Consider the following 16,617-nt stretch of genomic DNA (forward strand, 5'->3'; position numbering starts at 1 on the left):
GTCCTCCATCCCGAGTGAGCACGCCGTCATCACAACCGCGCTAAGCAGCGCCGACACCACGGCGGCGGTTTTCGGCCTTGGCGCAATGTCCCGTTGAGTCATGTTCACGGCGTCAGTGTGGCGTGGATTGCGCTTATTGGAACACATCCGGGGCCCCGGGTTTCGGCGGGCGACAACGCAATGTGTGCGAGGAGAAAAAAATTGTTGCACCGCACAAAGCACCCATGTATATTGCACTGCAACAAGGTCATCAAGGGCCTTGGAAACAGGCACTAAAGACCGAAGAGGACAATCCGATGAAAAACGATATGTTTGACAAGTACACCGAACAGGCCGAGAAGCTTTTCATGGCCCCGACCCGCAGCTACGCCAAGCTGGCCGTGGACTACACCGAGAAGCTGATGGCCGCCCAGATGGAAGCCGTTCGTACCTACAGCGAGATCGGCATGCAGCAGGCCCGGGCCGCGATGGAAATCAAGGACACCAAGGGCTTCCAGCAGTACGCTGAGCAGCAGCAGACCGTGGCCAAGGACCTCAGCGAGCGGGTCAAGAGCGACGCCGAGAAGAGCGTGGCCATGAACCAGGACTTCGCCAACGACATCCGCAAGCTCGTTGAGTCCAGCGTCCAGACCGCTTCCGAGACGGCCCAGCAGTCCGTCGCCGAGGCCAAGAAGGCCGCCAAGGTCAGCTAACGCGACCGCGCCTCCGCGGACATGAGTCCGGGAAGCCAGAACCGCCGGTCCCTGCACCGGTGGTTTTTTTTTGATCTGAGACAGGGCCGCTGGCGGGGGGAGTGTTAGTCTGTAATCGAAACATACCCACCCCCGAGGAGAGCATCATGCTGGACAAAACCAACAAGGCCGGTCATCGCAGTGTCGTCGTCAGTGAGTTCACTAACAGTGTCCTGGATCCGGCTTCGCCGATGCTGGGCCCAGTGGAGGATGGCGGCACCATCATTGCCAACACCGCTCCGGGCTGCTGGGGACCCATGATCACCCCCAGTCTGCGGGGTGGTCACGAAGTCACCCGCCCGGTGGAAGTCATCGGCGCCGAGGTGGGTGACGGCCTCGCCATCCGCATCCGCGATATCACCGTGACCTCGATTGCCACGGCCTCGGGCCATGATTCGTCGCCGGAAGGATTCTGCCTGGGCGACCCCTATGTGGCCGCCCGCTGTCCCAAATGCGATGCCCTCTGGCCAGAGACGCACATCGAGGGCATTGGTCAGGACTCGGTGCGATGCAATGTCTGCGGCGAAGCGGTCAAGCCCTTCGAAATCGTTCACGGCTACACCGTGACCTTTGACGACAGCCGCCATGTGGGCGTCACCCTGCCCCGGGAGGCCGCGGAAAAGATTGGCGAGAACGCCAACCACTATGCCGCGCTGCCGGACGGCAGCCACCAGCACTCGATTCTGCACTACGCCCCATCCGACATGCCGGCCACGCTGATTCGCATGCGCCCCTTCCTGGGTCAGCTGGGGAGCTGCCCCTCGCGGCCCATGCCGGACAGCCACAATGCCGGTGACTTCGGGTCCTTCCTGGTGGGCGCTCCCCATGACTACGCCATTACCGCCGATGAGCTGGCCAAGCACAAAACCGATGGGCATCTGGACATCGACGCCGTGCGGGCCGGGGCGATTCTGGTGGCCCCGGTGAAGGTTAAAGGCGGTGGGCTCTATCTGGGGGACATGCACGCCGGTCAGGGTGATGGCGAAATCGCCGGTCACACCATGGATGTTGCCGGCAGCGTGACCCTGCAGGTGGAAGTACTCAAGGACTATCCCATCGACGGCCCGGTGCTGTTTCCGCTGGTCGAAGACCTGCCCCCCATGGCGCGTCCGTTCAGCCCCGATGAGAAGGCCCGTGGCGAGCGCCTGGCCGCCCGCTGGGGCATTGCCGAGCTGGAGCCCACGGCGCCCATTTCAGTCATCGGGACCGCCGCCAACCTCAACGAGGCCATCGACAATGGCCTGGAGCGGGCCGCCACACTGCTGGACATGTCGGTTGCTGAAGTTCGCAACCGGGCCACGGTGAACGGCGCCATCGAGATTGGACGGGCCCCCGGGGTCATTCAGGTGACTTTCCTGGCGCCGCTGGCCAAGCTCGATGCCGTGGGACTGGGTGATTATGCCCGGGAGCAGTACGGCCTCTAGGGGCCCGAGACCTTACGGCCGATAAGGGTGATATGCCCTTATCGGCCGGCTTGCAGGTACGGGATCAGTGTGTCAGCGACATTAATGCCGGACAGCAAGGCGCATTCATAACTGCCCATCCGCGCCGCCGTCTCCACGTAGTCTCCACAGAATGCCACGCGGGCGCCCGGGCACACCGCCTGGGCCGCGGCCAGCGGCTCGCCCCTGGGAAAGGCGTTCCCCCACCGGTGCAGCAACGGACCAAACGGATAGGTTGACTTTTCAAACGTTGGCATGCCGGGGATGGTCCCCAGCGCGGCCAGCATCTCATCGACGATGATCGCCTCCCGATCGGCGCTGGAGGCGGCATTCCCCACGCGGGCCGCACTGGATGAAGCGCCGTGCACCCCGGCATTCTCAAGGGCAAAGGGCGTGGTCGAGTGCAGCACCACCGCGCAGCCATCCGCCCCACAGGGCTGGATCGAGATCTTCGCCAGCACGTCATGCCCCTTGACCAGAGCGTCGTTGAAGGCCAGCGCTTTCCACTCCCTCGCCACGGCTCCGGTTGCATAGAGCAGCACCGTAATCACCGGGGCCGCCGTCTGCTGACCAATGACCCCCAGGGATTCATTGAGCTGATCATCATCGAGAGCAGACGCCGCGCCGACCAGGGGGGGCTCGCCGCCGAAGGTATCCGACCACCGCGGATGGGCGACGCCATTGCCCGCGACAATCAGCCAGTCCGCACGACCCACCTCATCACCCTGCCTGTCGGTGAGAATCCACGGGTCCGTCGGCGTTATGCCACGGGCGAGCCCCCGGACCATGGTTGAGTACGCCGTGGTCACCGGCGGCAGATGATCGCCGTTGCCATCCTGCAGCAGCGACGCGGCGATATTGGCCATCTCGCCATTGGCGCCCCGAATCAACCGGACCCCGTCGCTTGCGCACTGGGGCGTGAAGCTGCCGGTCACACCGTCCACCACACCCCGCGCGCCGGCATAGGGCTGGATGCTGTCGCCCATGGCCGCTAGCAGCGCCCGTCCCTGCTCGGTGGAAATATCCGCGTAAGGCACCCCATGGTTGATGGAAAGCTCCGGGATGGACCGGGTCTTGCGAGTGGCGCCGCGTCCTCCGGGCCCCCGCCCTATTTCATAGACCGTGATCCGGCCCGGCTGCGTCGAGGGCACGGTGGCCAGCCGCCAGGCGGCGGCCGAGCCGGCAATGCCGCTGCCGATGATGGCGGCGCTGGGGGAATCAACCATAGTGCATTCACCTTGAACGTGGGCGCTCCATGCTAACGAGAATTGTCCCACAGCAGCAGGGGCACGATCGCCGCACACTTGCACGTCATCCTCCGACACCAGCGGTCGCTGGAGCCCGCCACGGTGGAGTGACGCTTACACCCCTGATGCAAAAGGAGAGGCAATCATGGAAAAAAAACTCACTGCGGCCACGATGCTCGCCGGCTTGCTGCTTGGTGCGACTTCCCTTGCCAATGCCCAACAACCCGCCAACCCCTGGTACGTCGGTTTCGGCCTCGGGTCCGCCACCATCGACACGGATGTCAGCGGCACCACCGGCACCGCGTCTCTGGACGAAGACGACACCTCCAGGCAAGTTTTCGCCGGTTTCCGCTTTACCGACAATTTCGCCATCGAGGCGCAATACAATTATTTTGGAGAGGCGACGCTGTCCGGCAACGAAGGAGATCAATTTGTTTTTGACGGACAAACGTTTGAGTTCACAGCGGATAACGCCTTAATCAAGGTGTCCGCTGACTCCTACGCTCTCGGACTGGTCGGCATGGCTCAAGTAACGCCGCGGGTACAGTTATTCGGTAAATTGGGGCTGCATCGATGGGATGTTGACGAGAGCCGAACATCTGACGCGGGAAACGCGAACTTCTCGGACAGTGGCACGGATATTTTCTACGCGGGCGGAGCCCAAATCCGACTCCTGGATGAAGTCGCCGTGAGACTGGAAGGCAGTGTCTACGACCTGGACGACTACGAGGTCTCGGCCATCGGTGGCTCGCTGCTGTTTATTTTTTAGACGAATGCGGCGGCGTTGGAACGGGAGTTGACCGCTCTATCCTCGAGCGGCCACCCACATCGCCGCTGCCACTATCCCGATGATCGGGAGCATGGCCAGATTGAGCCACTCCCAGCCGATCCCATGAAGAAGGCCGCCGGCCATTAGCGAAGCCACGGCGACCAGAGAGAAAATCACCAGATCGTTAACACCCTGAACTTTGCCCCGCTCCGCTTCCGTGTGCAGCTGGGTCAGTAATGCGCTGCCGCCGATGAACAGGAAATTCCAGCCGATCCCCAACAGCACCAGGGCAGCCCAAAAAAACTCCAATGACTGGCCGAGACTCCCCGTCAGGACGGAGCCGACCAGCATCAGCGCCCCTGCGCCAATGATGCGCTGGACGCCATAGCGGGCGATGAGCCCACCGGTGAAAAACGACGGTGCAAACATCCCCAGAACATGGGACTGCATGATGAAAACCACGTCAGCCATGGTGAAACCCATCGAGAGCATCGCCAGGGGCGTGGCGGTCATCACCAGCATCATCACCGCATAGCCCACGGCACCCGCCAGCACAGCGAGGGGGAATGCCGGCTGATGGATGATCGCCTTCATCGGCCGTTGTGGAGCGCCGGCCGCAGGCTCGCCCTGATGTGGCACTCGGAGAAAGCAGAGCAGACAGAGCGCTGCCAGCGAGAGCAGCGCGATCAGCAAATAGGGCCCCCCGGATGGCACCAGTGGGAACCAGTCAAGGCGAGCGTTCCAGGGGCCCACGAAGGCCGCCACCACACCACCCGCCATGACGTAGGAGATGGCCCGGCTGCGGAATGCCGGGCTCGCGACATCATTGGCGGCAAACCGATAGTACATCGCAAAGCCCTGGTACAGCCCGAGCAGCATGTTGCCGGCGCAGAAAACCGCAAAATCCTGCAGCGCAATCCCCGCAAAAGCCGTCAAGCTGCCGCCGATGCCACCGACGGAAACGCCGGTCATGAAACCCACCCGCCGGCCCACTCGCTTCATGTAGAGCGACGCCGGGAGCGTGGAGATGACGGTACCGACCATCATCAGGGCAATGGGCAGGGTCGCCAGGGCTTCAGATGGAGCCAGCCGCTCACCCACGATGCCGCTGAGTGTCAGCACGGTGATAGACGCGATCATGAACAGCGTTTGTCCGCTGACCAGAATCGCGACATTGCCCTTTTCGCGGGGCGCTGGCCCCTCCTCCGGGCTTACAGCCGCGGCTTTATCCACCATCAGTTTCGATGGACATGCACAGATATTTCAGCTCGAGGAATTCGTCGATGCCGTAGTGAGAGCCTTCGCGCCCGAGTCCGGAGGACTTTACCCCACCAAAGGGTGCCTCGGCGGTAGAGATCAACCCGGTGTTCAAGCCGACGATTCCGTACTCCAGGGCCTCAGTGACCCGCCAGCTTCTCGAAAGGTTCTCGGTGTACAGATAAGCGGCCAGGCCGAATTCGGTGTCATTGGCCAGGCGTACCGCCTCTGCCTCGCTATCGAACCGGATCACCGGAGCGAGGGGGCCGAATGTCTCCTCGTGGAGCAGTTCCATGCCAGGGCCGACGTCCGCGATCACCGTCGGCTGGAGGTAGTTGCCCCCGAGGGGGTGGCCGGCACCGCCGGTGACCACCCGGGCTCCTTTTTCCAATGCGTCATCGAGATGCCGTTGCACCTTCTCGGCGCCGGCCGAGTTGATCATGGGCCCAATCTCCGTGGACTCATCCATCCCGGGGCCAACCTTGAGCGCGGCGACCCGCTCTGCCAGACGCTCAACAAACCGATCATGAATGCCCGATTGCACGTATATGCGGTTGGCACAGACACAGGTCTGGCCGCCGTTGCGATATTTCGCGATCAGTGCGCCGTCAATGGCCTTTTCGATGTCAGCATCATCGAAAACGATGAAAGGAGCGTTACCGCCGAGCTCCAGTGACAGCTTTGTGATGTTGTCCGCGCACTGGCGCATCAGGATGCGGCCAACCGCCGTGGAACCCGTGAATGTCAGCTTTCGCACGGTGGGGTTGGTGCAAAGCTCAAGGCCGAGCCCCGCGGCATCCTCACCGGTGACGATATTCAGAACCCCGGGGGGGATTCCGGCCCGTTCACCCAGCAAGGCCATGGCCAGCGCGGACAGCGGAGTACTTTCCGCCGGCCGTCCGACAAAAGTGCACCCGGCGGCGAGCGCCGGGGCGACTTTTCGCGCAATCATCGCGTTCGGGAAATTCCAGGGCGTGATCGCCCCCACGACGCCAATGGGCTGCTTGAGCACCAATATCCGCTTATCGCGCTGATGGCCGGGAATGATGTCGCCGTAAAGGCGCCTCGCCTCTTCGGCGAACCAGCGGATAAAGCTGGCCCCATAGGCAATCTCACCCCGCGCTTCGGAGATCGGTTTGCCCATCTCGGCGGTGAGGATTCTGGCCAGATCCTCCTGGTTGGCGAGCAGCAAATCGTGCCAGCGAAGGAGGATGTCCGCCCGCTCACGAGCACTGAGCGCCGCCCAGGCCGGCCCCGCGGTTTCCGCTGCGTCGATCGCCCGTTTCATCTCCGGGCGCCCGAAATCCGGCACCGTTGCGACCGTCTCGCCGGTGGCAGGGTCGGTAATCACGGACTTTGACGGACCACACATCCATTGCCCGCCGATGAATGCTCGACTCTCGAGCAGCGTTTTATCCTGCAGTTCCAGACTCATAAACACTCGTTCTTCTCGTTAATGCCGGTGTTAGTCGCGTCGGTTTCTCTGCTCGCACTGTCGCTAATAAAGTTGGCAGCGGGCCGGCTGCGTTCATCAACATTCAGCTGAAAAATATCCGGCCGGGAATAGTGTCCCACCGAGTCCAGATCGAGATGACTGCGTGCCACCTCGCCGATGTCGAGATCGGCATAAAGGATGCCCTCCTCATTGAAGAGAGGCCCGGCCAGCACCTCGCCGAGGGGCCCGACAATGCAACTGCTGCCGCGCATCAGGACCTGATCATCGTCCATCGCATCAGCGACAGGATAATCGGCAGGGAAGTCGCTCCGCCGCATGACCTGACAGGCCGACAGAACAAAGCAACGCCCTTCGACCGCGATATGACGAACCGTTGCAAGCCAGGTATCGCGATCGTCGGCCGTGGGCGCGCAATAGAGCTTGACGCCTTTGGCGTACATGGCCGTCCGAAACAGCGGCATGTAATTTTCCCAGCAGATCACTGCCCCCAGCCGCCCATGAGGGGTATCGAACACCGGGAGGGTGGATCCATCGCCCTGACCCCAAACCAGACGTTCGCTGGCCGTTGGCATCAGCTTGCGATGTTTACCCAGCAGTTCACCCGCCGGCGAGAAATAAAGCACCGTGCAGTAAAGCGTTCCCACGTCGCGCTCGATGACGCCCATGACGATGTACATGTTGTGGCGGGCAGCCATCCCAGCGAGGGCCTCCGTGGCTGGTCCAGGCACATCGATGGCGCTGTCCCAGTAGCGCTGGAATTGTTCACGCCCCTCGGGTTTGCGCATCCCGACACGACAGCCAAAATCGAGGCCCTTGGGGTAGGCCGAAATGAAGGCCTCAGGAAACACCGCCAGGCCGGCCCCCGCCTCGGCCGCTTCGGCGAGGAGCCGATCTGTCTTGGCGAGCGTCGCCTCAACATCAAACGCAACGGATCCCGCCTGGACAACGGCGGCTTTAAGATTGTCTGTCATTTCTGGCGATTGCCTCCTGTCTGGGCCTGGGCCACGCTGCCTCGGTCAATGACATAAGCGCGGTCCACAAACCCATGGGTATGGGTATAATCCGATTCCGCCAGGAGCACGGAGAGCCCCTCGTCTTTCAGTGCACTGATTACCTCGACCAGTCGCTTGCCCAGGCTGGGGGCCACGCCCTCGAAGGGCTCATCCAGCAGCAGCAGATGCGAGCCCGCCATCAATGCCCGCGCCAGTGCCACGAGCTTCTGCTGACCGCCGCTGACACTGAAAGCTTTTCGCTGCGCGAACTCCTCTACCTCGGGGATCAGCGAGTAGATCCAGCGAAGCCGTGATTCATGGTCTGCTCGCTGGGTGGCCCAGGCAGGCACCATGACGTTCTCCTGAACCATCAGATCGGGGATTAATCCGCGGTCCTCTGGCATGTAGCCAATGCCCAGATGAGCACGCCGGTGGGCCGCCTCCGCCAGCAGGTCCTGCTTCTGATACCGGACGCTGCCGCTCGCGGGTGTCCACAACCCCATGACGGTTCGGAGCAGGCTGGTTTTACCGGCGCCGTTGCGCCCAATAAGACCTACCATTTCTCCGGCGGCCAGATCCATCTGGACCTGGCGGAGAACGGGTGTGCCTTCGATTGAAAGATCGAGATCACGGACCTCAAGCATGGGATGACTCCTCCGGGTTGATCAGGAGCTCTTCTCCAACCACGAACTGACGGACGTCGTCTTTGGCCAGGGCTTCTTCGGTGGGGCCGTCCGCAATGATCTGACCGGCATAAAACGCAATGACCCGGTCTGCATAGCGCCGTACGATATCCATGTCATGCTCGATGAAAATGACGGCTGCACCGGACTGACGAACGCCATCCATGACCGTGTCCATGAGGTCGAACTTCTCCTCGATGGCCACCCCACTGGTGGGCTCATCCAGCAGGAGGAGCTCCGGACCGCCGACCATTGCCATGGAAATATCCAGCAACTTCCGGACCCCCTGGGCGAGTTCATCCACCCGGGCATCCGCGTACTGATCAATCCGGAACTTCCGCAGGACCTCCATGGCCCGTTCGTGGGTGTCGGGCTTGTGCAGAGGTGCAAGGAATGTCGAGAGAGAAAAACGCCTCGCCTCGAGACTCAGCATGACGTTTTCCAGCACGGTCATTTCAGTGAACAACTGCGCCACCTGAAACGAACGGCAGATACCAACCTTGCTGATCTGCCGAGGCGGCAATCCGCTGAGGTCCTGACCGGAGAAGACAATGCTGCCGCCACTGGGTGGCAGATAGCCTGTGACCATGTTGACGAATGTCGTTTTGCCGGCACCATTGGCGCCGATCACCGCGACCATCTCACCCTTGTCAATATCGACATTGATGTCGGCAGCGGCCACCACGGCGCCAAATGACTTGGTCAGATTACGAACCTGAAGTAAGGGCTTCATGTTGCCTCCTTCTGTGACCGAGCTGCCTTAATACCGCGGATTTTTTCGGGCAGAGACCAAAGCCCGAAGGGAAGGAAGCAGATGATCAACACCAGCACCGAACCAAGAATGATTCGCCAGGCCTGTGGCGCGAATTCAAGGGCGAAAGTCCTGACGATTTCGAACACCGTGGCGCCGATGAACACCGCCCCGACGTGATTGATGCCACCCATCAGTGCGATGAACACGAATTCCCCGGACTGAGCCCAAAAAGCCATGTTGGGGCTGACGTGGCCGTTGTCCATCGCAATCAGCGCGCCGCCGAGCGCACCCAGAACCGATGCAACCACATAGTTGGAATAGGAAACCGTGCGCGGCGAGAGACCGAGGTATTCCACACGGACCTCATTCTGATGAACGGCACTGCCGGCAAACCCCATCGGGGCGCGCATGTACAGGTGAGCAAGACAGGCAACCAGCGTGGCAATCCCACAGGTCAGCAGGTAGACCGTGGCCTCAATCTGATGCGGCGTTAATGCCTCACCGAACAGGGAGAGGTTGCGCACGGTGAATCCGTCGTCGCTGCCCAATGCCTCGTTACTGGTCAATAACCCGTAGAGGATCATGGACAGGGCGAGACTGAGCATCGCAAAAAAGATTTCGCGGTAGCGACTGAGGAGAAAGCCAAGTGCTCCGCCGACCAGCAAAGCAACGACCACCGCCAGTGCCAGCAGAAGGAAAATATCGCTAATTCCGAACCATCGGCTCCCAAGCCCGACCGCATAACCGCCGAGACAATAGTAGAGCCCCTGCCCGAAAGACACGAGTCCGCCCCGCATCAGCAAAACCACGCCGAGCACCACCAGCGCTTTGGCCAGCACAGTCACAATCATCAGGCTGACCCATTCGGGTACAACCAGGCGCGCCGCCATCAGGAGGACCCCAGTGGACATGATCAGCAATAGTGTGCGGTTCTCCCGCATGCAATCGGCAATCAACATCAGATCCTCCTCGCGCTGGCGGCGGCGAACAATCCACGGGGACGGAATACCAGGACAGCGGCCATGACGGCGTAAATGACGAACAGTTCCACTTCTGGAATAAGGTTCACGGCCGCCGCACGAGCAATCCCAATAAGAATTGCACCGATCAAGGCGCCTTCGATGCTGCCCAGTCCCCCGGTCACTACCACGGCAAAAGCCAGGACGATCACCTCAATACCAAGCCCCGGCGTCACGGCAATGGCTGGCGCCGACATCGCCCCCGCGAGGGCACCGAGCCCGGCACCCACCGCAAAAGTGACCAGAAAGAGGCGGTTCACGTTGATACCGAAGGCCATGGACACTTCACGGTCGTGGATAACCGCCTTCAGCAGTTTTCCCCGCCGGGTCCGGTTGATGCTCCACCACAGGGCGAACGCAATCACTGCCGTGAACCCGATCACCAGGAAGTCATAATTCACGAAACGCAGTCCCGCCAGCGATGTGCTGCCGAAAAGACCATAGGGCTGGAACGCGTAGTAGGACTGCGCCCCCCAGATCATGATCAGCAGATCCTCGAAGATGAGCAGCGCACCGAACGTCACCAGCACCATGACCACTTCTTCCCGCCCATGCAGGAATCGGAGCACCCCACGTTCGACCGCAATGCCGGCGATCATTCCGGGAATGATCGCCGCCAGTGCCATGACCGGCAGGCCGAGATAACCCGGCCAACCTGTTGCGTAATACCACCCGGCTGCGGTCGCGGCGGAGTAGGCACCGATGGCATAAAAGCTGCCATGGGCCATGTTGAGCACGCGCATGACGCCAAATATGAGCGTCAGCCCGGCCGCGACCGTAAACAGCCAGGAGGCATAGATCAGGCCATCAACGATGATGGCGACAAGCAAGTCCATGCCTCCGGCCCCCTCTAATTACACTGCGCGCCAGGGAAGCCGGCTTCGATCCACTCGCGGCTGGTAAAGCCATCAGGCGCCACTACGCACTCAGGGCTGTAGCGCCGGATGTCCACCAGGGTCGGAGTGCCATCAACCCGCTGGACACGGGCGTAGGCCAGTTCCGTCGCCGCCTGATGTCCATTGTGTCGGGACAGGCTCACCGTGCCGGTGGGCGCTTCATACTCAATGCCCTTGAGGCTGAGCCGGACCTGATCCACGCTGGGCGGTTCACCTGCCTCCGAAGCGGCAAGGTCGCCGGCGGCTTTCAGGGCCAGCAATGCCTGCGCCCCGTAATAGGCCGGGAAGGTCGGCTCTTCGCCAAATTTCTCGATGTAGCTTTCACGGAACCAGTCGTTCATCGGCGAGTCGGCGGAGAGTGCACCTCCATTGCCGCGGACGCCGATAATGGTGCCGTCCGGAATCTGGTCAGCAATGCTCGCGTAAGCCGTGCCCCCGGTGGTCAGGACACCGATCTGGTCTTCCAGAAGCCCGCGGGGAGCCGACTGCAACAGGAATGCGTCGAGGTCACCCCCCCAGAAGCTGGTGTGGAGAATGTCGGAACCTGCGCGAGCCAGGCGCGTCAGCTCTGAGCCATACTGACCAGAAAACAGCTGCGGCCACAGCTCCACCGAGACTTCGGTGTCGGGATTCAACTGCGTACTCGCCGAGACGAAGTCGCGCCAGGAATCCTGGCCCCAGCCATAATTCTGGTTGATACCGGCCACCGTATTGGCATCCGGATGGAATTCGGCAAGGTAATGGGCCGCGGCGATATTCTCGACGTCCTGAGAATTCATGGTCCGGAAGACGTACTCGCGCGTGTCCTCCTCAAAAATTCGGGTCGACCCGCAGTAATAAAACAGTGTCAGGGTCTCGGACGCTTCGGCCTCGGGCGCGATGCTCACGCAAGAGCCGGACGATGCATAGCCGATAACCGCATCAACGCCGCTACGCGTCACCAGGTTGCGATACTCGTCCAGCGCCTCAGAGGCCTCATCAACGTACTGAATGGTCAGCTCGCGACCCCCGATGCCCTGACCGCTGTAGGGAGCAGGCAGGCTGCCGTCATTAATCGCTTCAGCGATCAGCTCGACGCCGTTTCGGGACGGTGCACCCACCGGGCCGGAAACGGGACCTGACAGGAAAGTGGCGAACCCGACGGCGAATGGTTCATCGCTGGCGCTGGCCGTACCGAGGCTGATTCCGCACGCTGCCAGCAGTGAAGCGCTCGATACCGCAATCGTCTTGAACTTATTCATATTGTGTCTCTCTCTCCTACGCCTTATCGTCGAGTTAATCCGACAACTGGACCAACCCATTAGGTAAAGTGCCTTTCGAAATCCGACGATGCCGCCGAAACTTCTGCCTCTCGTCAGAGCAAAAAGCCGTTTAACTACACCCATCGTTGCGAATCGTGTCAATGAACGACGGACCCAAGGGCCAGAATTTATGTCGAGTATTTTCGACACAACAGCAGGGGAGGCATAGCTGATGGAACTACAGGCACTGATGTCACTCGGGTTTTCCGAGAAAAAAGCCCGGTTCTATCTGGCCGCCCTTGAGCTGGGAGAGGCTCCAATCGCACGAGTAGCAAAACGGGCGGGAGTCACCCGGACCACCGCTTATGATTTGGCCGCAGCCCTCGAGGCAGACGGGTTGCTGACGCCAATCGAGAAAGCCGGTCGAGCTCAGGTTGTAGCGGAGGACCCTCAGCACATGCTGTTCCGTCACGACCAGCAGCGACGCAGCATCGCCTCGTTAATCCCAGAACTCCGCGCCCTGCGAGATCATTCCCTGACCCAGCCGCGGGTTAGATACTACCCCGGCCGGGAGGGCGTGGTGACTATCCTCGAGGATGTACTCCGATGTCAGTCCGGTGAAGTCAAAGGCATTCTGTCCATGCGTGAGCTGCTTGAAGTCCCGGGTGATCAGCACATGGCTGAGCACATCGCGAGGCGGAGATCCCTCGGTATCAAACTGCGGGTGGTAAGGAGTTACAACGAAGAGGTGATGGACATCTGGCCGACCTCGGCCGATAACCTGAGAGAGGTCCGTTTCACTGCCAATAACGACCCATTCCTGATGACCAGCTACATTTATGACGACAAGGTGGCCTATCTATCGTCCCGCCGGGAGAATTTTGCACTGCTGATCACCAGCCCTGAGCTAAGTGCCCTCGCCTCCCAGATGTTCGAGATTCTCTGGGCCACTAGCCAGCGGGATCTCGATGTAACGCCGCCACCAGCTCCTCAATAAATCCATGCAGCTCATCCCGATACCCGGTGCGTCCGGACGGCTGATTGGGGTCTGAGGTCATCACCACCGTGGCGCCCAATTCCGGCAGGACATAGAGCATCTGCCCGCCAAAGCCCCAGCCGTAGTAGCCCTCGATCCCCGCGAAGTCCCGAATGAACCAGCCATAGCCATAGCCGTCGTTGGTCCAGCGGGAGCGCCCTCGTAGCTCCCAGCTGGCCTCAACCCAGCCCGGGGGCAGAAGACGCTCGCCGTCCGGAGTTAATCCGTCGCGCCGATACAGCTCCCCCAGCGCCAGCAACGCCTCGGGACGCATGGACACCTGGTTGCCACCAAAAGCGATGCCCTGGGGATCATCCATCCAGTGATCCACCGAAATGCCCGCTGGGCCGAACCAGCGATTAGCGAGCACATAGCTCGCCTCGCCGGTCCGACGCTGCAGAATGGCGGACAGCAGGTGACTGTTGCCGGTGGAGTAGCGCATGCGCCCCCCCGGGCGGCCCTCCATGGGCCGGCTGAGGGCCGCCTGAACCCAGTCAGGACTGGCCACCCAGGCGCCATAGTTTTCACCGGAGGTCCGCTCAAGGCCAGCCTGCATGGAGAGCAGGTGCTCCACCATCAAGTCCTCAAGCAACGGATCGGCATCTGAGGGCACCACGTCCGGCAGCGCGTCCACCACGCGCTCCTCCACCCCATCGAGCACACCGCGTTCGATGGCCGCTCCCACCACTGCGGCCAGCAGCGTCTTGGAGGCGGATTTGACGTTTGTGGAGCCATTCGCAGAGGCGCCGTTAAACCCCTCGGCCACAAGCACATCGCCGTCAACGGCGATGTGCAGGGTGCGCAGATTTCCGAATCGGTCCGCGGACATGGCGACGGTGGACAGCGTTGCCTCATCGACCCGGCCATTGGCGATGACCGCCTGGCTGACGGTGAGCAGAGCGAACAGCAATACCGCCAGCATTCTGATGATGGGTCCAATTCGCTGTTGGTTCATCGGCGCCTCTAACTGGGTCCCTGCCATGGGCGTTACCTTGGTGGGACCTCAGTTCATGGTGTGCCGGTTGCGCTGGAATGGAACACGGATCAGCTGACGGCCCCCGGCCATCTGCGCACGACTTTCAGTGACTCAGATGAGGCCAGCACGGTCGAGCATGTGCCAAATTTCATCCAGTGACTCCGGATTCGCAAGCGCCGAAATGTTTCCTCTGAAGTCTTCACCACGCAGCATTTTCGTGATGGCGATTTCAACTTTTTTGCCACTGCGAGAGTAGGGGATATCGGGCACCGCCAGAAGTTGGCGAGGCACATGGCGGGGGCTGGCCCCGGTTCTTATCTGCTGCTTTAGCCGCTGTCGTGCGGCCTCGTCCAACTCATAGCCAGACTTTAGCTTTATCAGCAGGACGATCTCTTCATCCCCGTCTACGGGACGGCCTGCCACGAGGCTGTCGGCCACTTCCGGCAGCACTTCGACCTGACGGTAGATCTCTGCGGTTCCGATGCGAACACCACCCGGGTTTAACGTCGTGTCCGATCGGCCATACACAACGGCGCCACCAGAGGCGGTGAAACCAATGAAGTCCCCGTGTGCCCAGACACCGGGGAATCGCTCGAAATAGGCGCTGCGATAACGATGTCCGCCTTTGTCGTTCCAGAAGCCGACCGGCATCGAGGGAACGGGAGAACGGCAGACGAGTTCGCCGCGCCCTTCTGCAACAGGGTGCCCGTCTTCATCAAACGCTGCGATATCTTTGCCCAGCATTGGTGCCTGGATCTCTCCTCGGCGAACCGGCAACAATGGATTGCTACCCAGAAAACACCCACAAATATCGGTCCCGCCGATAATCGATCCCAGCAGCGCATGGGGCGCGCCGTCTTGATAGAACCAGTCAAATTCGCTGGCTAGCAGGGGTGACCCGGTTGAAAAAACCATCCGCAACTGAGACAGATCATGGTCCACGGATGGCTTTAGCCCGCTCTGCCGGCATGCCGCCAGATATCGTGCGCTGGCACCGAAGTGGGTCAACCGCTCGCTCTCTGCAATCCGCCAAAGCCGGTCCAGGCTGGGATAGCCGGGAGAGCCGTCATAGGTCACGAGCACGGCGTCCGCCAGCAATCCAGAAATCTGCCAGTTCCACATCATCCACCCGCAAGTGGTGAAGTAGAGAAACCGGTCACCCGTCTGCAAATCTGCGTGAAAGAAAAGCTCGCTGGCGTGGTTAAGCAATAAGCCGGCCGTGCCATGGACGATGCATTTTGGCACCCCCGTGGTGCCGGAGGAAAAAAGGATGCAAACGGGATGACTGGCTGGAACAGGGGTGAACGCCAATGGAGCGCCCGCTCTGGAGGCCAGCACATCGGTCCATGACTCGCCCTGATCATCACCTGGCATGGCGCATTCGGGCTGTTGGCGAACGATGACCACACGCTCAACCGAGGAGAGCCCAGCGCGCAGGGCTGGAACCTGATCTGCTCGCTCAAACAATCTGCCGCCGTAGCCATATCCGTTGGCGATGATCAGCACCCGAGGCTCGATCTGCCCAAAACGGTCCACGATAGCCTCGACACCGAAGTCAGGTGAAGCAGAGCTCCAAATCGCTCCGATACTGGTCGTGGCCAGCATTGCAACAATCGCCTCGTACCCATGGCCGAGAATGCCCGCCACCCGGTCGCCGGCACCCACCCCTGATTGCCGCAGCCATGCCGCCAGGGCCGCGACATCGCGCAGGAGGTCCTGGTTGGAGTGTCGAACCACTCGACCGTCTTCGAAAAAGGAAATGATCCTCTCGGCCTGCCCCGGTGCCGCTGCCACCGGCGCGAGAAGATTCTCAGCAAAGTTTAGCTGCGCGCCGGGCAGCCATTCGGTTGAGATGAGAGAGTCACCGCGAAGAATCGCGTCAGGCGCTTTCTGGAGCTTCAAGCCCGTGTACTCGATGACCGCGCCCCAGAACGCCTCGGGCTCTTCAATGGAGAATTCATGCAGAGCGTCCCATCCTTCAATTCTGGCAATGCCCTGCTCACCGAGATATCGGATGAAGCGGGAGAGATGGCTGTGCCCAGGTTTGTATTGCTCTGGTCTCCAGAGAAGTTCCGAACTCACAGTCACCCACTCCCGCATTCCGGCTCACCGGTCCTG

At 61.2% G+C, this 16,617-nt stretch carries 15 protein-coding genes; 4 read left to right on the forward strand and 11 right to left on the reverse strand.

Translation table 11 applies throughout. The features are described 5' to 3' along the window. The first annotated feature begins 296 nt into the window (after positions 1 to 296). Positions 297 to 692, forward strand: a complete 396-nt coding sequence (locus GJ672_RS05755; protein WP_154296301.1) for a phasin family protein — start codon at positions 297 to 299, stop codon at positions 690 to 692. Between the two features lie 146 nt (positions 693 to 838). Next, positions 839 to 2,155, forward strand: coding sequence for an acetamidase/formamidase family protein (locus GJ672_RS05760; RefSeq protein ID WP_154296302.1), 1,317 nt, complete (start codon positions 839 to 841; stop codon positions 2,153 to 2,155). Between the two features lie 38 nt (positions 2,156 to 2,193). On the opposite strand, the gene GJ672_RS05765 is transcribed toward GJ672_RS05760, so the two are convergent. Further along, a complete protein-coding gene (locus GJ672_RS05765) occupies positions 2,194 to 3,399 on the reverse strand; it encodes an NAD(P)-binding protein (RefSeq protein ID WP_154296303.1) in 1,206 nt (401 codons plus the stop codon). 166 nt (positions 3,400 to 3,565) lie between these two features. Here GJ672_RS05765 and GJ672_RS05770 point away from each other — a divergent pair, with 166 nt between their 5' ends. Continuing rightward, positions 3,566 to 4,189 carry an outer membrane beta-barrel protein gene (locus tag GJ672_RS05770; protein ID WP_154296304.1) on the forward strand — a complete coding sequence of 208 codons (624 nt, stop codon included), beginning with the start codon at positions 3,566 to 3,568 and terminating at the stop codon, positions 4,187 to 4,189. 36 nt (positions 4,190 to 4,225) lie between these two features. On the opposite strand, the gene GJ672_RS05775 is transcribed toward GJ672_RS05770, so the two are convergent. Genes GJ672_RS05775 through GJ672_RS05810 form a run of 8 tightly spaced genes read right to left on the reverse strand, consistent with a single transcriptional unit; the run spans position 4,226 to position 12,487 of the window. Beyond that, positions 4,226 to 5,425 (reverse strand): MFS transporter, encoded by a 1,200-nt coding sequence (locus tag GJ672_RS05775; RefSeq protein WP_154296305.1) that lies wholly within the window; start codon positions 5,423 to 5,425, stop codon positions 4,226 to 4,228. After that, positions 5,415 to 6,818, reverse strand: a complete 1,404-nt coding sequence (locus GJ672_RS05780) for an NAD-dependent succinate-semialdehyde dehydrogenase (protein ID WP_229381972.1) — start codon at positions 6,816 to 6,818, stop codon at positions 5,415 to 5,417. The genes GJ672_RS05775 and GJ672_RS05780 overlap by 11 nt, the downstream gene beginning before the upstream one ends. A gap of 59 nt (positions 6,819 to 6,877) precedes the next feature. Beyond that, positions 6,878 to 7,873 (reverse strand): carbon-nitrogen hydrolase family protein, encoded by a 996-nt coding sequence (locus GJ672_RS05785; RefSeq protein ID WP_154296307.1) that lies wholly within the window; start codon positions 7,871 to 7,873, stop codon positions 6,878 to 6,880. Beyond that, positions 7,870 to 8,538 carry an ABC transporter ATP-binding protein gene (locus GJ672_RS05790; RefSeq protein ID WP_154296308.1) on the reverse strand — a complete coding sequence of 223 codons (669 nt, stop codon included), beginning with the start codon at positions 8,536 to 8,538 and terminating at the stop codon, positions 7,870 to 7,872. Before GJ672_RS05790 ends, GJ672_RS05785 begins: the two co-directional genes overlap by 4 nt. Beyond that, on the reverse strand, positions 8,531 to 9,310 hold the full coding sequence (locus tag GJ672_RS05795) for an ABC transporter ATP-binding protein (RefSeq protein ID WP_154296309.1): 780 nt from the start codon (positions 9,308 to 9,310) through the stop codon (positions 8,531 to 8,533). Before GJ672_RS05795 ends, GJ672_RS05790 begins: the two co-directional genes overlap by 8 nt. Further along, entirely contained in the window at positions 9,307 to 10,290 is a 984-nt protein-coding gene (locus GJ672_RS05800) for a branched-chain amino acid ABC transporter permease (protein WP_229381819.1), read from the reverse strand. Before GJ672_RS05800 ends, GJ672_RS05795 begins: the two co-directional genes overlap by 4 nt. Beyond that, on the reverse strand, positions 10,290 to 11,186 hold the full coding sequence (locus GJ672_RS05805) for a branched-chain amino acid ABC transporter permease (protein WP_154296310.1): 897 nt from the start codon (positions 11,184 to 11,186) through the stop codon (positions 10,290 to 10,292). Before GJ672_RS05805 ends, GJ672_RS05800 begins: the two co-directional genes overlap by 1 nt. Positions 11,187 to 11,200: 14 nt before the next feature. Further along, positions 11,201 to 12,487 carry an ABC transporter substrate-binding protein gene (locus GJ672_RS05810; protein ID WP_154296311.1) on the reverse strand — a complete coding sequence of 429 codons (1,287 nt, stop codon included), beginning with the start codon at positions 12,485 to 12,487 and terminating at the stop codon, positions 11,201 to 11,203. A gap of 232 nt (positions 12,488 to 12,719) precedes the next feature. Between GJ672_RS05810 and GJ672_RS05815 the strand changes: the two genes are divergently transcribed. After that, positions 12,720 to 13,484 carry a TrmB family transcriptional regulator gene (locus GJ672_RS05815; protein ID WP_154296312.1) on the forward strand — a complete coding sequence of 255 codons (765 nt, stop codon included), beginning with the start codon at positions 12,720 to 12,722 and terminating at the stop codon, positions 13,482 to 13,484. Here GJ672_RS05815 and GJ672_RS05820 read toward each other — a convergent pair. Then, positions 13,438 to 14,478 (reverse strand): serine hydrolase, encoded by a 1,041-nt coding sequence (locus tag GJ672_RS05820; protein WP_229381820.1) that lies wholly within the window; start codon positions 14,476 to 14,478, stop codon positions 13,438 to 13,440. The genes GJ672_RS05815 and GJ672_RS05820 overlap by 47 nt on opposite strands. 132 nt (positions 14,479 to 14,610) lie before the next feature. Beyond that, the gene (locus GJ672_RS05825) at positions 14,611 to 16,581 is read right to left on the reverse strand and encodes an acetoacetate--CoA ligase (RefSeq protein ID WP_229381821.1); all 1,971 of its coding nucleotides are present in this window, start codon (positions 16,579 to 16,581) and stop codon (positions 14,611 to 14,613) included. Positions 16,582 to 16,617: the final 36 nt, after the last annotated feature.

This window comes from Spiribacter sp. 2438 (assembly GCF_009676705.1).
Classification (GTDB): Bacteria; Pseudomonadota; Gammaproteobacteria; order Nitrococcales; family Nitrococcaceae; genus Spiribacter.

Excerpts from the sequence above, each read along its gene's own strand:
- GJ672_RS05800 (WP_229381819.1), bottom strand. The coding sequence starts at position 10,290 with ATGTTGATTGCCGATTGCATGCGGGAGAACCGCACACTATTGCTGATC.
- GJ672_RS05805 (WP_154296310.1), bottom strand. The coding sequence starts at position 11,186 with ATGGACTTGCTTGTCGCCATCATCGTTGATGGCCTGATCTATGCCTCC.
- GJ672_RS05820 (WP_229381820.1), bottom strand. The coding sequence starts at position 14,478 with ATGAACCAACAGCGAATTGGACCCATCATCAGAATGCTGGCGGTATTG.
- GJ672_RS05795 (WP_154296309.1), bottom strand. The coding sequence starts at position 9,310 with ATGAAGCCCTTACTTCAGGTTCGTAATCTGACCAAGTCATTTGGCGCC.
- GJ672_RS05780 (WP_229381972.1), bottom strand. The coding sequence starts at position 6,818 with ATGTGTGGTCCGTCAAAGTCCGTGATTACCGACCCTGCCACCGGCGAG.
- GJ672_RS05755 (WP_154296301.1), top strand. The coding sequence starts at position 297 with ATGAAAAACGATATGTTTGACAAGTACACCGAACAGGCCGAGAAGCTT.
- GJ672_RS05760 (WP_154296302.1), top strand. The coding sequence starts at position 839 with ATGCTGGACAAAACCAACAAGGCCGGTCATCGCAGTGTCGTCGTCAGT.
- GJ672_RS05790 (WP_154296308.1), bottom strand. The coding sequence starts at position 8,538 with ATGCTTGAGGTCCGTGATCTCGATCTTTCAATCGAAGGCACACCCGTT.
- GJ672_RS05815 (WP_154296312.1), top strand. The coding sequence starts at position 12,720 with ATGGAACTACAGGCACTGATGTCACTCGGGTTTTCCGAGAAAAAAGCC.
- GJ672_RS05785 (WP_154296307.1), bottom strand. The coding sequence starts at position 7,873 with ATGACAGACAATCTTAAAGCCGCCGTTGTCCAGGCGGGATCCGTTGCG.
- GJ672_RS05770 (WP_154296304.1), top strand. The coding sequence starts at position 3,566 with ATGGAAAAAAAACTCACTGCGGCCACGATGCTCGCCGGCTTGCTGCTT.
- GJ672_RS05765 (WP_154296303.1), bottom strand. The coding sequence starts at position 3,399 with ATGGTTGATTCCCCCAGCGCCGCCATCATCGGCAGCGGCATTGCCGGC.
- GJ672_RS05810 (WP_154296311.1), bottom strand. The coding sequence starts at position 12,487 with ATGAATAAGTTCAAGACGATTGCGGTATCGAGCGCTTCACTGCTGGCA.
- GJ672_RS05775 (WP_154296305.1), bottom strand. The coding sequence starts at position 5,425 with ATGGTGGATAAAGCCGCGGCTGTAAGCCCGGAGGAGGGGCCAGCGCCC.